This window comes from Photobacterium sp. GB-210 (genome assembly GCF_003026075.1).
In the GTDB taxonomy this organism is placed as follows: domain Bacteria; phylum Pseudomonadota; class Gammaproteobacteria; order Enterobacterales; family Vibrionaceae; genus Photobacterium.
Map to the genome: position 1 here is coordinate 35,843 of NZ_PYNU01000012.1, position 14,590 is coordinate 50,432.

Annotated in this window: 12 protein-coding genes and 1 riboswitch; of the genes, 4 read left to right on the forward strand and 8 right to left on the reverse strand. The window is 41.6% G+C overall.

Going from position 1 to position 14,590, the window contains the following annotated elements; translation table 11 throughout:
- Positions 1-115 precede the first annotated feature (115 nt).
- Positions 116-1,492 (forward strand): PhoH family protein, encoded by a 1,377-nt coding sequence (locus tag C9J38_RS14050; protein WP_045083531.1) that lies wholly within the window; start codon positions 116-118, stop codon positions 1,490-1,492.
- Positions 1,493-1,573: 81 nt separating this feature from the next.
- Here the strand turns inward: C9J38_RS14050 and thiQ are convergent, their stop codons facing one another.
- The 8 genes from thiQ to leuA form a co-directional block, all read right to left on the reverse strand.
- Positions 1,574-2,308, reverse strand: a complete 735-nt coding sequence (gene thiQ / locus C9J38_RS14055) for a thiamine ABC transporter ATP-binding protein (protein WP_107207638.1) — start codon at positions 2,306-2,308, stop codon at positions 1,574-1,576.
- Positions 2,295-3,905, reverse strand: coding sequence for a thiamine/thiamine pyrophosphate ABC transporter permease ThiP (gene thiP / locus C9J38_RS14060; protein ID WP_107207639.1), 1,611 nt, complete (start codon positions 3,903-3,905; stop codon positions 2,295-2,297). Before thiP ends, thiQ begins: the two co-directional genes overlap by 14 nt.
- Before the next feature lie 12 nt (positions 3,906-3,917).
- Complete coding sequence (gene thiB / locus C9J38_RS14065) at positions 3,918-4,907, reverse strand: thiamine ABC transporter substrate binding subunit (RefSeq protein WP_173425485.1); 990 nt, start codon at positions 4,905-4,907, stop codon at positions 3,918-3,920.
- 113 nt (positions 4,908-5,020) lie between these two features.
- Positions 5,021-5,134: riboswitch (TPP riboswitch) on the reverse strand.
- A gap of 27 nt (positions 5,135-5,161) precedes the next feature.
- A complete protein-coding gene (locus tag C9J38_RS14070; protein WP_107207640.1) occupies positions 5,162-5,944 on the reverse strand; it encodes a DUF547 domain-containing protein in 783 nt (260 codons plus the stop codon).
- A gap of 140 nt (positions 5,945-6,084) precedes the next feature.
- Positions 6,085-6,687, reverse strand: a complete 603-nt coding sequence (gene leuD / locus C9J38_RS14075; protein ID WP_107207641.1) for a 3-isopropylmalate dehydratase small subunit — start codon at positions 6,685-6,687, stop codon at positions 6,085-6,087.
- 15 nt (positions 6,688-6,702) lie between these two features.
- Positions 6,703-8,145, reverse strand: a complete 1,443-nt coding sequence (gene leuC / locus C9J38_RS14080) for a 3-isopropylmalate dehydratase large subunit (RefSeq protein WP_107207642.1) — start codon at positions 8,143-8,145, stop codon at positions 6,703-6,705.
- Positions 8,146-8,159: 14 nt separating this feature from the next.
- A complete protein-coding gene (gene leuB, locus C9J38_RS14085) occupies positions 8,160-9,248 on the reverse strand; it encodes a 3-isopropylmalate dehydrogenase (protein ID WP_107207643.1) in 1,089 nt (362 codons plus the stop codon).
- 63 nt (positions 9,249-9,311) lie between these two features.
- Positions 9,312-10,856: a 2-isopropylmalate synthase gene (gene leuA / locus C9J38_RS14090; RefSeq protein ID WP_005369859.1), complete on the reverse strand. Its 1,545-nt coding sequence runs from the start codon at positions 10,854-10,856 to the stop codon at positions 9,312-9,314.
- 508 nt (positions 10,857-11,364) lie between these two features.
- Between leuA and C9J38_RS14095 the strand changes: the two genes are divergently transcribed.
- From C9J38_RS14095 to leuO, 3 genes are all read left to right on the forward strand, one after another.
- On the forward strand, positions 11,365-11,874 hold the full coding sequence (locus C9J38_RS14095; protein ID WP_107207644.1) for a phosphatase PAP2 family protein: 510 nt from the start codon (positions 11,365-11,367) through the stop codon (positions 11,872-11,874).
- 10 nt (positions 11,875-11,884) lie between these two features.
- Positions 11,885-13,003, forward strand: a complete 1,119-nt coding sequence (locus tag C9J38_RS14100) for an MJ1255/VC2487 family glycosyltransferase (protein ID WP_107207645.1) — start codon at positions 11,885-11,887, stop codon at positions 13,001-13,003.
- A gap of 324 nt (positions 13,004-13,327) precedes the next feature.
- The gene (gene leuO, locus C9J38_RS14105; RefSeq protein WP_107207646.1) at positions 13,328-14,281 is read left to right on the forward strand and encodes a transcriptional regulator LeuO; all 954 of its coding nucleotides are present in this window, start codon (positions 13,328-13,330) and stop codon (positions 14,279-14,281) included.
- The last annotated feature ends 309 nt before the right edge of the window (positions 14,282-14,590 follow it).

Genomic DNA, 14,590 nt, shown 5'->3' on the forward strand with positions numbered 1-14,590 from the left:
ATCTACCGAGGGCTTAATAAGAAAGACGTCATAATTAAACCAGATGGGTAATTTTGACGTAAGCTAATAGAGTGATAGCTTAATTATCGCTGTCCAGACTACCAAGGAGGTGCCTATGGACGACGCCGAACGGAAACTGTTTGTACTTGATACAAATATTCTGCTTCATGAACCTCTGGCGTTCTTTTCTTTTCAGGAACACGACGTGGTTATTCCCATGACGGTTCTGGAAGAATTGGACAGAATTAAAGACAGTAAGCGTGATGTTTCTCGTGATGCTCGAGTCGCGATACGTGCGCTTGAAGATATATTCCACGACGCACCACCAGAGCAAATTTCGGCTGGTATTCCTTTCAACGACAAAGTGGCTCATAGCGGTACTATTGCTATTTTTGCTGACTATGAAGTAAAACAAACCGTCCATGCCTTTAGTGATAAGGCGGGTGACAATCGTATTCTTAATAGCGTTCTCTTTCTGCAACAAAAACATGCACCACGTTCTGTGGTATTAGTGACTAAAGACATCAACATGCGACTGCGTGCCAAAGGTGCAGGCGTCTTGTATGTTGATGATTATCGTACCGATCAGTTGATTGATGATGTCGCATTATTAACCAAAGGCTTTCATCGCTATCACGGCGATTTTTGGGAAAATGTTGCTGAGTGTCAGTCGGAAAATAGAGGTCGTTCAACTTTACATACCTTACCTAAAAACTTATTTGAAACTCCCTTTGTTAATCAATATCTACTGGATGAAGGCAATGATTTTGCTGCTAGAATTCAAAGTATTGATGATGAAAGTGTCACCATTAAAGACATTAGCCAAGAGCGACTAATGCATCGACAAGCTTGGGGCGTTAATCCTAAAAATATTTATCAAGGGATGGCGCTAGATGCAATGCTTGATCCTCGGATTGATTTAGTGATCTTAACGGGTCCTGCTGGCTGTGGTAAAACCATTTTAGCAATGGCTGCAGCACTTGAGCAGGTCATTGAAAAAGGGATGTATGACAAAATTATTGTCACTCGTAATACACCCGAAATCGCTGAGTCGATTGGTTTCCTACCGGGTACCGAAGAAGAAAAAATGATGCCATGGCTGGCAGCGGTTACCGATACTATGGAAGCACTTCATAAGCATGATGTTTGTACTGATGGCTCAATGAAGTACATTTTTGATAAAGCCAATATTCAATTTAAATCGATTAACTTTATGCGTGGGCGTTCTATTCAAAATGCCTTTGTTTTACTCGATGAGTGTCAAAACTTAACAGCGTCACAAATTAAAACCATTATTACCCGATGTGGTGAAGGCACAAAAATTGTGTGTTCGGGTAACCTTGCTCAAATTGATTCCAACTATCTATCCCCAGTGACCTCGGGATTAACCTATATTGTTGAGCGCTTTAAAAACTTTGAAGGTAGCGCCAATATTTATCTCAACGGGGTGGTTCGAAGCCGTCTAGCTGAATTTGCCGAAGAAAATCTTTAATCACTAGCAAGAAGAATAAGAAAAGCGAGCACATTGGGTGCTCGCTTTTTTGTTTATATTGTTACTTATTGCATTCTGCGGTTATGTTTCTGGTAGGGTTAAACCGAGATAGTTTTTAAGCTCAGGTAATACGGGATTAGATAAAACATCACAGGTTTCTCCTACCGCTTTGATAGTACCTTCATTAATAAAAATACATTTATTGGCAATTTTTTCGGCATCTTCAGGACTATGAGTGATCATCAATACCGTCATATTACGGGTTGTGGCTAATTGCTTAACGAGGTTTAACATCTCCGCACGCAGTGCAGGGTCAAGGGCCGAAAATGGTTCATCAAGCAGTAGCAAAGGGCGCTCTCGTAATAAACATCGCGCTAATGCTACTCGCTGACGTTGCCCGCCAGAAAGCTGCTCAGGTAAACGCTCAAGATAGGTATCAATCCCCACTTGTTTCGCTGAATTAGTCACTCGCTGTTTTTGCTCTGCGGTAAGTTTAAGGTTTGGGTTGATACCTAACGCAATGTTTTCAAATACACTGAGGTGAGGAAATAAATTGTGCTCTTGAAATAACATCGAGAGTGGACGTTGCGCAGGCTCTAGCTGACAGATAGATTGGCTATTAACGGTGATCTCACCGCTATCAGGGACGAGAAAGCCAGCAATGAGTGCGAATAAGGTACTTTTACCTGCGCCACTTGGGCCAATGAGTGCAGCGATATCTCCCTGCTCAAGCTGAACATCAAAGCTCAACGCCATCGCAACCTCATTTTTGTGTTGAGGTAAGTAGGTATAGTTGAGTTGATTAATGTTTAGCATGATGAGCTCCTTGGCGATGGCGAGTAACAACAAGATACTCGACGGCACTAAATAAACCTAAGCTGAGTAACAGTAAAACCAGTGCAGCAACAGCAGCGGCATCCATTCGGTAACTGCCCATGAGTTCAAATAAATACAATGGCAGCGTTTGAAAGTCTTGACTGCCAAATAATGCAATCGCACCTAAATCCCCCAGTGATAAGACAAAGCTAATAGCGAGAGCTTGGGCAATAGGGGCACGTAATGCACGCCACTCAACCAAACGTAATCGCGATAGATGCGTCATCCCTAAACTGCGACATAACGGATTATATTGCTGCGCGAGGTGGAGCATTGGTTGACTTAATGTTTTGATTACATAGGGCAGTGCCATTAGGGCATTAACACAGACCACAACCCAAAACGCAGCACTGTAAGCATCAGTATATTGGCGCAGTAAAAGAAAAATACCAGTACTTAACACTAACCCAGGTGTCACTAAAATCACTGTGCCGATCATTTCAATCCCGTCAGCAGCCAGTTTTTTACGTGCTAAGCGTAAGCTACGACTCGTGATGAGGATCATGACGCCAAGACAAAATGCTAATAAGCAGGAAAATAGTGCGATATGGAGTGAGTTAGTGATTGCTGACCATAACTGCTTTTGTTCTAAGATATTAAATAATTGATGGTTAATACCCGATACAAAGACGGCTATGATCGGTGGTATAACAAACATTAACGCACAAATGATCCAGAATACATCCCAACATTTAGCGCGCCATGTATCGTTATAATTCACTACATTTTTGCTGATAGAGCCGTTGAGGGTGGAAAGCGGTTTAGCAAAACGTTGGGTAAAAAGTACTAATGAGCAGCAAAGTAGCATTTGCCATAAGGCTAAAATAGCCCCTGTCGCTAAATCAAAGTCATAACGCAACGCTTGATAAATGGCGAGCTCGATAGTGGTTGATTTAGGGCCACCGCCAAGCGACATGATCACGGCAAAGCTGGTAAAGCACAACATAAAGACTAAACCCGCGATATGCGGCAGTTGTTGGCGTAGTCGAGGCCATGCAATTAAGCGAAATTTACTCCAGCCAGTAATACCTAAATGCGCTGCAAGCTGATGTTGCTCTGCGGGGATACCATCGAGACTTTGCAGTAGAAAACGCACGGTCAGTGGCAGGTTTAAAAATACGTGAGCCAGTAAAATCCCGCTTAAACCGTAAATGTTTAATGGCGGTAAGCCTAGTATTTCTAGGTTATGGCTGATCAATCCACTTTTGCCATAAATCGATAATAACCCAAAAACAGCAACCAATACGGGCATCACGAGCGTCATCGCAAATAAACGTAATAGCAGAGCTTTTCCTACAAACTGCCGTCGTGAGAGTGCATAAGCAATCGGAATCGCTGGGATGATGCTAAATAGAGTCGACAAGATGGCTTGATAGAAGCTAAATCCTGTTACATGTCGCAGATAAGGATCATGCCATAGTGTTGATAGTTGCCAGTCGTTAGCTTGGCTGATTAAGGCGGTGAGCGCGGCAACAACAACAAGAGTGATCAGCCCGGCACTGATAATGCCGGGCAATAAGGTAATGCGTTTGTTCAAAGTCTTAAACCATTACTGAGTGAGGGCTTGCTGCCACTCTCGGATCCAGGCTTTGCGATGTGTTGCCACTTCGTCGGCACTAAATTCAAGTGCTTTGCTTGGTACGGTGAGTTCATCAAAACCTTTCGGTAGGCTTTGCTTTGTTACTGGATACATCCAGTTGTGGGTAGCAATTTGTGACTGAAAAGCATCACTTACAATAAATTGCATAAATTGATCGGCAAGTTTTGGATGTGGGCTATTTTTCATCTTCGCTGCCACTTCAACTTGCATATAATGGCCTTCTTTAAAGTTAGCCGCTTTGTACTGGTGCTTGTCTTCAGCAATGATGTGATAAGCTGGTGATGTGGTGTATGAAAGCACCATATCTGATTCGCCTTTTAAGAACATGTTATAGGCTTCAGACCAACCCTTAGTGACGGTCACGGTGTGTTTCGCTAGTTGCTGCCACATTTCAGGGGCTTTATCACCGTAGACCGATTTGATCCATAACATTAGACCTTGGCCAGGGGTTGAAGTACGAGGATCTTGATAGATAACGCTGATATTTTGATCTTTGATCAGAGCATCTAAACTCGCTGGTGGGTTTTTCAGTTTATCGCTGTCATACACAAAGGCAAAATAGCCGTAATCATAAGGGATGAAAGTATCATCACTCCAACCTTTAGGAAGCGTGAGCTTACTGGTATCAACATCACTTTTTGCTAATAGGCCGGTATTTTTCGCTTCTGTCATTAGGTTGTTATCTAGCCCTAATAACACATCTGCTTTACTGTTTTTCCCTTCAAGACGAACGCGATTTAAAATCGATACGCCATCTTCTAAAGAAACAAAATTGACCGTACAACCATTACATTGTTTTTCAAACGCTTTCTTTACTACAGGACCAGGACCCCAGTCGGAAGCAAAGGAGCTGTAGGTATAAACATTAAGAGTATTGTCTGAGGCGAAAGCTGAGCTTGCAACTAATGACAGAGAGATTAGGGGAAGAAGAGTGTTTATTTTTTTCACTATGCGCTCCGAGATGTCCTGCATCCTTGGGACAAAAATTGAAAGAGAGAGCGGCACAGGTTTGAGTGCTGTTGCATCATGCAATGGTCAGCGAGCTCGAAAGCATGTTCGAGCATCTCAATTCCTACGCCAGCATTACCTGGTTCAGGTTCAATGGGTCCTGCTATAAAGCACGTATGCCTAACAATCTCAGCCAAATGGCTCCCCAATGAGAACAAACTATTGTACCTGCAACTGTATCGAAGTTATAGCTTCTGATTAAGTTGCCAATTATAGATGTAATGGATCTGAGTGAATTGTAGGTTAGGCGTAATACGATAATGATTAAGGTGTTGTTGTAACTCAATTAACGATCCAAAATCAGCTTGATACCAATCATAGATAGATGACAGTGTGATGCCATTTTTTGTTATTTTTATTGCTTTTTCACTATTAATAAAACGTGTTGCAGCTTGATCTAACTGGGAGTCTAATCGATCGCTATTAAATGCTTTAGGCAGTAAATCAGGACAACCAAGACTGGCACAGTTGACTGCGTAGTGGATCCTAGGATCTTGCCAGATAGGGCGTAAGATCCGATGTTCAATATCGTTTAAAGTTAGCTTTTTATTATTAATGGTAATAATGGTTTGATCCCATGGCCCAAAGCTAAATAAACCTCCAAGTTTAGTGATTGATTTTACAGGGTAATTATCAATAATTAATTGAACAGTTAGGGCGTTATATAAATTAACCCAATAGGCAAATTGAACATCACGATTATAACGGTGAGGATTTTGGGCACTGAGTCGCTTAATATAAGTTGCTAGCTTTTGTTTATCTGCACTTGATACTTGGTTATAACGAAATAAGGTTTGATCCGGTTGAATGACAAGATATTTATCGAGTAGTTGCTGCCAATCTTGATGACTGATCTTGTTTGTGTTTTTAGGATCATGAGGTTGCCAATATGACCAGAGTTCGGATTTTGGCGCAGCAAAGATCGGCAGAGTGAATAACAGCAGCCAAGTGGCAATAACAATACGCATATTTTTCCTATTAATATAATAAGTAACAATATTGATTAAGACCGTAATAAGTATTGGCTAATTTCATTATCTTTTTGATATTTTAAATAAAAACGCCCTGTTTATATTAAACAGGGCGTCCGATTTCAGATGATGTACGATTACGCTAAGAAGCGAGGAATACGGTTTTCAAAGTCTGTAATTTTATCTTCGTGTTGCAGTGTCAAACCGATATTGTCTAAGCCATTTAATAGGCAGTGACGACGGAATTCATCAATTTCAAAGGTGTACTCTTTACCATCCGCACTGACGATCATTTTTTCAAGATCAACCGTGATCTGTGCGCCTTCATTTTCATCGACATACTTAAATAAAGTGTCAACGTCTTGCTCAGAGAGACGTACGGGCACCATTTGGTTATTGATCGAGTTACCATAGAAAATATCGGCAAAGCTTGGCGCAATCATAACTTGGATACCGTAATCAGCAAGCGCCCACGGTGCATGTTCACGAGAAGAGCCACAACCAAAGTTTTCACGCGCCAGTAAGATACTCGCGCCTTGGTAGCGAGGGGCGTTCATAATAAAGTCAGGGTTTGCCTGCTCGCCTGCATCATCTAGAAAACGCCAATCATGGAAAAGGTGCTTACCAAATCCAGTTCGGGTTACTTTCTGCAAAAACTGTTTTGGAATAATCGCATCGGTATCAATATTTGCCGTATCTAGCGGTACAACTAAACCTGTGTGTTGTTTAAAACCTGTCATGTTCAAATCCTTTTGTTACACCGATGCGGCATCTAGTTGGCGAATATCAACAAAATGTCCGGCACATGCCGCTGCTGCTGCCATAGCTGGGCTAACTAGATGAGTACGCCCATCACGACCTTGGCGGCCTTCAAAGTTACGGTTACTGGTTGACGCACAACGCTCACCGGGACCTAAGCGATCGTTATTCATTGCCAGACACATTGAACAACCGGGTAGTCGCCATTCAAAGCCTGCTTCAATGAAGATTTTATCAAGCCCTTCTTTTTCAGCTTGTGCTTTCACTTGCTCTGAGCCTGGAACGACTAAAGCTTGTACGTTAGCGGCAACTTTACGCCCTTTGGCAATGGCTGCTGCTGCGCGCATATCTTCAATACGTGAGTTAGTGCATGAACCAATAAAGACTTTATCAACGGCAAAATCAGACAGGGCTTTGCCAGCTTCTAGTCCCATGTAAGCTAATGCTTTTTCTGCAGAGGCTTTTTCAACGGGATCGTTAAAGCTTTCAGGGGCAGGGATTGGCTCATCAACGGCAATCACTTGACCTGGGTTTGTTCCCCATGTCACTTGTGGCTTTATGTCTTTAGCATCGAGCGTTACAACGGCATCAAACTCGGCGTTCGGATCGGATTTCAATGATGTCCAGTATTCTACAGCGGCATCAAAGTCTGCGCCTTTCGGGGCAAATTCACGATCTTTAATATAATCAAAGGTCGTTTGATCCGGTGCAATTAAACCTGCTTTAGCGCCTAGTTCAATCGCCATATTACAAACGGTCATACGACCTTCCATTGTAAGGTCTGTGATTGCTTCGCCACAGAACTCAACCACATAGCCAGTACCGCCAGCTGCGGTTGTTTTACCAATGATGGCAAGGACGATGTCTTTTGCTGTAATGCCTTCAGCTACTTTACCTTTAACTTCAATCTTCATGGTTTTCGCACGAGATTGTTTTAAGGTTTGGGTGGCTAAGACATGTTCTACTTCCGAGGTACCAATACCGAAAGCCAGTGCGCCAAAGGCACCGTGAGTCGCGGTGTGTGAGTCACCACAAACAATGGTCATACCCGGCAGAGTAATACCCAGCTCAGGCCCCATGACGTGTACAATGCCTTGATATTTGTGGTTTAAGTCATACAGGGTGACACCAAACTCTTCACAGTTTTTTGCCAGTGTTTCCATTTGAATACGTGCCATTTCCCCCGATGCATTGATATCTTTAGTTTGGGTAGAAACGTTGTGATCCATCGTGGCGAATGTTTTTGATACTTGACGCACTTTACGACCCTTCTCACGCAAGCCATCAAAAGCTTGCGGGGATGTCACTTCATGTACAAGGTGACGGTCGATATATAAGATCGGGTTTTCCCCTTCTGCTGCAACGGCAACATGGGAATCGTAAACTTTTTCATAAAGCGTTTTAGGTGAAGCTGAAGCGTTATTATTAGTGTTCGACATTGCTCAATGCTCCCTTATGCTTGTTGAATGTAGGCTGCGATCTTATCGCCCATTTCACTGGTGGTTAGTGCTGGTTTATCACTTGCAAGATCGGCGGTTAACTCACCAGCTTCTAGCGCTTGTGATACTGCTTGCTCAATAGCACGCGCTGCTGTTTCTTCACCTAGGCTGTAACGAAGCATCAGTGCTGCTGATAGGATCTGCGCCACTGGGTTTGCAATGTTTTTACCTGCAATATCCGGTGCTGAGCCGCCAGCAGGCTCGTACATACCAAACTTATCTTGGTTAAGGCTAGCTGAAGGCAACATTCCCATAGAGCCTGTGATCATTGCACATTCATCCGAGATGATATCGCCGAAGATATTTGAACATAGCATGACATCAAATTGAGAAGGATCTTTAATCAGCTGCATGGTCGCGTTATCAATGTACATATGAGTTAACGTCACATCAGGGTAATCTTTTGCGATTTCTTCTACGACTTCACGCCATAAAATAGAGCTCTGTAGGACGTTAGCTTTATCAATAGAGCAGACTTTTTTGCTGCGTAAGCGAGCTGATTCAAACGCAATTTTTGCAATACGTTCAATTTCATAGCGGTAGTAGACTTCAGTATCGAACGCTTTTTCTTGTGCGCCTTCACCTTCGCGGCCCTTTGGCTGACCAAAGTAAATACCGCCAGTGAGCTCACGCACAACAGCAATATCAAAACCACGCTCTGAAATATCAGCGCGTAGCGGAGAGAACTTCTCTAAGCCACGGTGAATTTGAGCTGGACGTAGATTACAAAATAATTGGAAGTGTTTACGAAGTGGTAGAAGAGCACCACGTTCAGGTTGATCGTTAGGTGCTAAATGCTCCCACTTAGGGCCACCAACAGAGCCAAATAATACGGCATCGGATTGTTCACAGCCTTTTAGAGTGGCATCAGGTAGTGGGCAGCCATGATTATCGATAGCAATACCACCTACATCATATTCTGTACGATTAAAGGTTAGATTAAATTTAGCCTCGATTGCATTTAGCACTTTATGTGCCTGTTGCATCACTTCTGGACCAATCCCGTCACCGGGTAAAACTGCAATATTGTAAGAACCAGCCATGGTATCTTGCTCTCCATAATTGTTTAAAAGTATAAATTCGTGAGTCGCTGTAAGCGTTATCAACTAGTGAGTTGCTGAGCGCTGCTTTATTTCTTCAATTTGATCTGCACGGTGAATGCTATTGATAACGTGCAGTAACGCTTGACCAGACGCTTCTACAATATCGGTTGCTAAGCCCGTTCCGTGGTATTTTCTGCCTTTATAATTAGCGATGATATCAGCTTGTCCTAAGCCGTCTTCGCCTTCGCCTTTTGCAGTTAAATCAAATTTATCCAGTACAATGTCATAACCTGTTAGGCGGTAAATACACTGGTATAACGCATCGACAGGACCATTACCGACCGCCGCTTCACATTTTTCTTCGTCACCACACAATAGTTTGATACTGGTGGTGGCCATCACACTACCCGACTGAACACTTAGGTAGTTCAGCTTGAAGTAGTCATCTTCATCACGAAGGTTAGAAAAATGCATCAGTGCTTCTAAGTCATAATCAAACACTTGGCCTTTTCGATCAGCCAGTTTTAAGAAATCAGCATACAGTTTATCTAGGCTATACTCTTTCTCGGTGTAGCCCAATGCATCCATGTGACTTTTAACTGCCGCACGACCAGAGCGACTGGTTAGGTTTAGTGCTTGGTTTTTAAGGCCAATCGATTCAGGCGTCATGATTTCATAGGTGTTTTTATTTTTTAGCATCCCATCTTGGTGGATACCCGATGAGTGACTAAAGGCATTAGCACCAACAATCGCTTTATTGGCTTGAATTGGCATATTACACAACTGACTAACCATTTTACTGGTACGGTGAATTTCATCGTGTTTGATATTGGTTGTAACGCCCAGTAACTCCTGACGCGTTTTGATGATCATCGCAATTTCTTCTAGTGAGCAGTTACCTGCACGCTCACCTAGACCATTAATGGTTCCTTCTACCTGACGAGCACCCGCTTGAACGGCCGCCATTGAGTTGGCAACAGACATGCCTAAATCATCGTGACAGTGAACAGAAATCACTGCCTTATCGATATTTGGAACGCGGTTAAATAGTTGAGTGATAATGCCGCCAAATTCGCTTGGCAGGGTGTAGCCCACGGTATCAGGGATGTTAATGGTGTTAGCGCCCGCATCGATAGCGGCTTCTACCATGCGGCACAGATTATCAATTGGTGTACGGCCCGCATCTTCACATGAAAACTCAACATCATCAGTATAATTACGCGCGCGCTTTACAGCTGCGACACCCATATCAATGACATCATCATAGCTACGACGTAGCTTGTCTTGGACGTGAACGGTTGAGGTTGAGATAAAGGTGTGAATGCGGAAAGCTTCTGCGACTTTCAATGACTCTGCCGCTACATCAATATCTTTTGCTACTGCTCGTGATAAAGCACAAATACGACTGTTTTTGATGTGTTTCGCGATAGTTTGTACTGACTCAAAATCGCCAGGGGATGAAACAGGAAAGCCTGCTTCAATCACATCAACACCTAAACGCTCTAATGCGTATGCGATCTGTAGTTTTTCTTTTACGGTAAGGCTTGCCGATAACGCTTGTTCACCGTCACGTAGCGTAGTATCGAAAATAATGACCTGATCTTTCATTGCTACTTCCTTTTAATCTATTACCGTTACAGGTTAGTTCGCATTCACTTGCGCTAGTCGATATATGAAAAAACCCGCGCAAGTTGCGCGGGTTTTAAAATCTTTAGTGGCGTTTCCCACTCAAAAGCAACCCGCGCGATTTAAGTCACGATAAGGAGGAGGCTAAGGAGTAAAGAGAAACGTTTTTTCATTTTATACACACTTATATAAAGTTGATTAACAAATGAATACCAAATAGACAGGTCAAAGGTCAACCAATAATTACGTTTATTTTACAATTATGGCGGTAACTAATTGATTTTTAATTATTGCGATATGTTTTTCCATAAATAAGGGAAAAAAACAGAGATGATAGGGCAATAACATTTAATGATAAATAGTTGTCAAATTATTAACAATTTACGTAATTCTCTTTTCTTCTAGATTGTCACTGACTCTCCTTTGAAGTTTCACCTTGTTGTCACAAGTCCTTTTTATCCTAGTGATAGTTATAAAAAGGAGAACAATGATGACATTACTTACCCCTATTCAGCGTTTTGATTATGCGTTTTCAACGCTATGTCTCTGTCATCGATTTAATATTCCATTGGCTAAAATTAGCCGTATTGTTTCACGAACCGGTGATGGTCACTTATATGCCATGATTGGCTTGCTCATATGGTGGGGTGATCAACAACAGGGGGGGGCTTTCATTTTTTATGGTTTGTTGATGTTTTTGATTGAACTCCCATTGTATTGGTTGCTCAAAAACAGCTTTAAACGCAGTCGTCCGGTTAGTTTACCCTCCTTTATTAAACCCTCAGATCGCTATAGCTTGCCATCAGGTCATACTGCGGCGGCTTTTATGATGGCCGCCTTAATTTCAAGCTTTTATCCTTCGTATAGTGAAATGGTGTGGCTATGGGCAAGCTGCATTGGCTTCTCCCGTGTATTGCTGGGGGTACATTATCTTAGCGATATCATTGCTGGCGCATTATTAGGTTTTGCTTGTTTCGAATTAGCCGGTTATATCTTGTAAGGAACATACAATGAAAATACTTTATGGGATCCAAGGTACGGGTAATGGCCATATTTCTCGAGCTCGTGAAATGGCACGTGCTTTTGATGGATTAGATTGTGAGGTTGATTATTATTTTTCAGGGCGAGAAAGAGATAAGTTTTTTGATATGGCCTGCTTTGGTGATTATCAATTGGGAAAAGGGTTGACTTTCGTTACCGAACAAGGCTGTATCCAACGGTTAAAAACATGGCATCAGCTTAATTTACGGCAATTTCGACAAGAGGTGAAAACGTTAGATTTATCTCGTTATGATTTTGTGTTGAATGATTTTGAGCCCATTACGGCATGGGCTGCAAAACAGCAGAAAGTGCCCAGTCTCTCGTTAAGTCATCAAGCTGCTTTCCTGCATGATGTGCCAAAAGCGAATGAAAGCGTATTTGATCGATTACTTACACGTTATTTTGCTCCGACTCAATATCAAATTGGTCTGCATTGGCACCATTTTAACTGCCCAATATTACCGCCAATTATTCCTTGTTTTGATACACCAAGTTGTCAGCAAAAACCATTTATTTTGGTGTATTTACCCTTTGAGTCACTTTCTCAAATTACCGATTTACTCTCTCATTTCCAGCAAGTGAATTTTGTTTGTTATCACCCCGATATTGAGAGTAAATCACAATGGCAAAACGTGCAGTTGAAACCATTAAGTCGAGAGGGTTTTCATCACCATTTACATTGCTGTAAAGGTGTTGTGGCAAACGGTGGTTTTGAACTGCCTTCAGAGGCCATTTCTCTAGGGAAAAAATTATTGTTAAAACCACTCCAAGGGCAATTTGAACAAAGTAGTAATGTTGCGACGTTAGCGATGATGGGATTAGCGCATGTTACTCCATCATTAGATGTGACGACGATGCGAGTTTGGCTTGATAGCGAGAGTGTTGGGCGGGTTAAAATCCCAGATGTCGCAAGTGAAGTTAGTAAGTGGTTACTTAATAAGGAGTGGCATGATCTTGATACGCTAAAAGAAGAGTTATGGCAGCAAGTCGAGTTTCCAGAATCAGTTGCTGAAGCAATGTCTGAGCATTACCCTGAAAGCCAATATATTACGACAACACCTTCGCTTATTAAATCATTGGTGAAATGAATTAATAGAAAAAATTACTGATTATTCTTGAATTTGTTATCGCTTTTCACCTTAAAAAAAGGTCTAAAATTTTATTCATATCTTTTTTTATTTATTTTATGTTTGATTTAAGGTTATGATTTTTTAATGTTTATATTTCTGAATGTGGATTAATTCATACAATCTTCATAATCACTTATATTCTATTATTAGTCTCATCAATTTGTTTGGATAATACTGGTCTCATCCCAAATCAAGCGGGTTTAGATTAGAAGCAATAATTAAGCTTCTAAGTTACTGAAGGCATAGGACGTGCCGATGAACTCATAAATTTAGAGGCATAATATGACACGTAAAACAGCGTCAGTTTTCCCAACAGAAAGTTACTCAATGGAATCAACATTACGTAGTGTTGATCTTAATTTATTAACTGTTTTTGACGCCGTAATGCAAGAGCAGAACATTACTCGCGCTGCACATAATCTAGGTATGTCACAACCTGCGGTAAGTAATGCAGTTGCGCGCCTTAAAGTAATGTTTAATGATGAGCTATTTATTCGTCATGGTCGCGGTATTCAACCCACGCAACGCGCAAAACAATTGTTTGGTCCACTTCGCCAAGCACTGCAATTAGTGAAGAATGAGTTGCCATGTTCTATCTTTAATCCAATGACATCTAGCCGTACTTTTAAGTTGGCAATTTGCAGCCCCTCAGACATACGTTTTGCACCTCAGATTTTAAAAGAAATGCACTCCCAAGCTCCTCATTTACGTCTTCAACTTGAAGCAGAATTTGAAGCCGGATTAGCACAGAAATTGCGTTATCAAGAAATTGATTTTGTGATTGATTATGTACGCTTTGATGAACAAGGTTTTTGTAGCACAGAATTATTCAGTGATGAACTTGTTGTTATCGCATCTGGAAATCACCCCCGTTTACATGACAGTATTTCTGAAGCTGAATTTAATCATGAAATGCACGCCGTATTAAAAACGAACCCTGAAATTAAAGGTTTTGCCGATCATATTTACAATCAAGCGCACAGTTACAATGAAGCTTATCAAGGTGCGAGTTTAAGCAATATCATGTATGTGGTCGGTCAATCTGAATTAATAGCGGTAGCGCCTCGTTGGTTAGCAGAATCTGTGGCTGATAACCTACACTTAAAAGTGTTAGAGCTTCCCTTTGCGAATAACAAAATTAGCGGTTACCTAAGTTGGCATGAATCTACACAAAAGGATAAAGGCAATATCTGGATGCGAGATCAGCTAATGACAATTTGTGGCGATTTAACGTAATAAACCCCATGATATAAACGTGAAGGTCAGCACAATTGCTGACCTTTTTTGGTTAAAAGCTATCGATATTATAGTGGTAAGAGTTGTCTGCTGTTTCGCAATATGAATAATGCCGCAACGTGAAATAAGGTTGATTTTTTCGTTCTTCAACCATGTTATTTATAGATTCTTACACTTTTGCTTTTTGATTAAAAAGTCGTTTGATAGCCTTTATTCACAAGGCGTAGAGTAGCGGGTAAGCGTTGGGAAATATAATTTTATGTGCATTATGGTTGGCTTTTTATAGGCTGAATTGTAGACTGCATATCT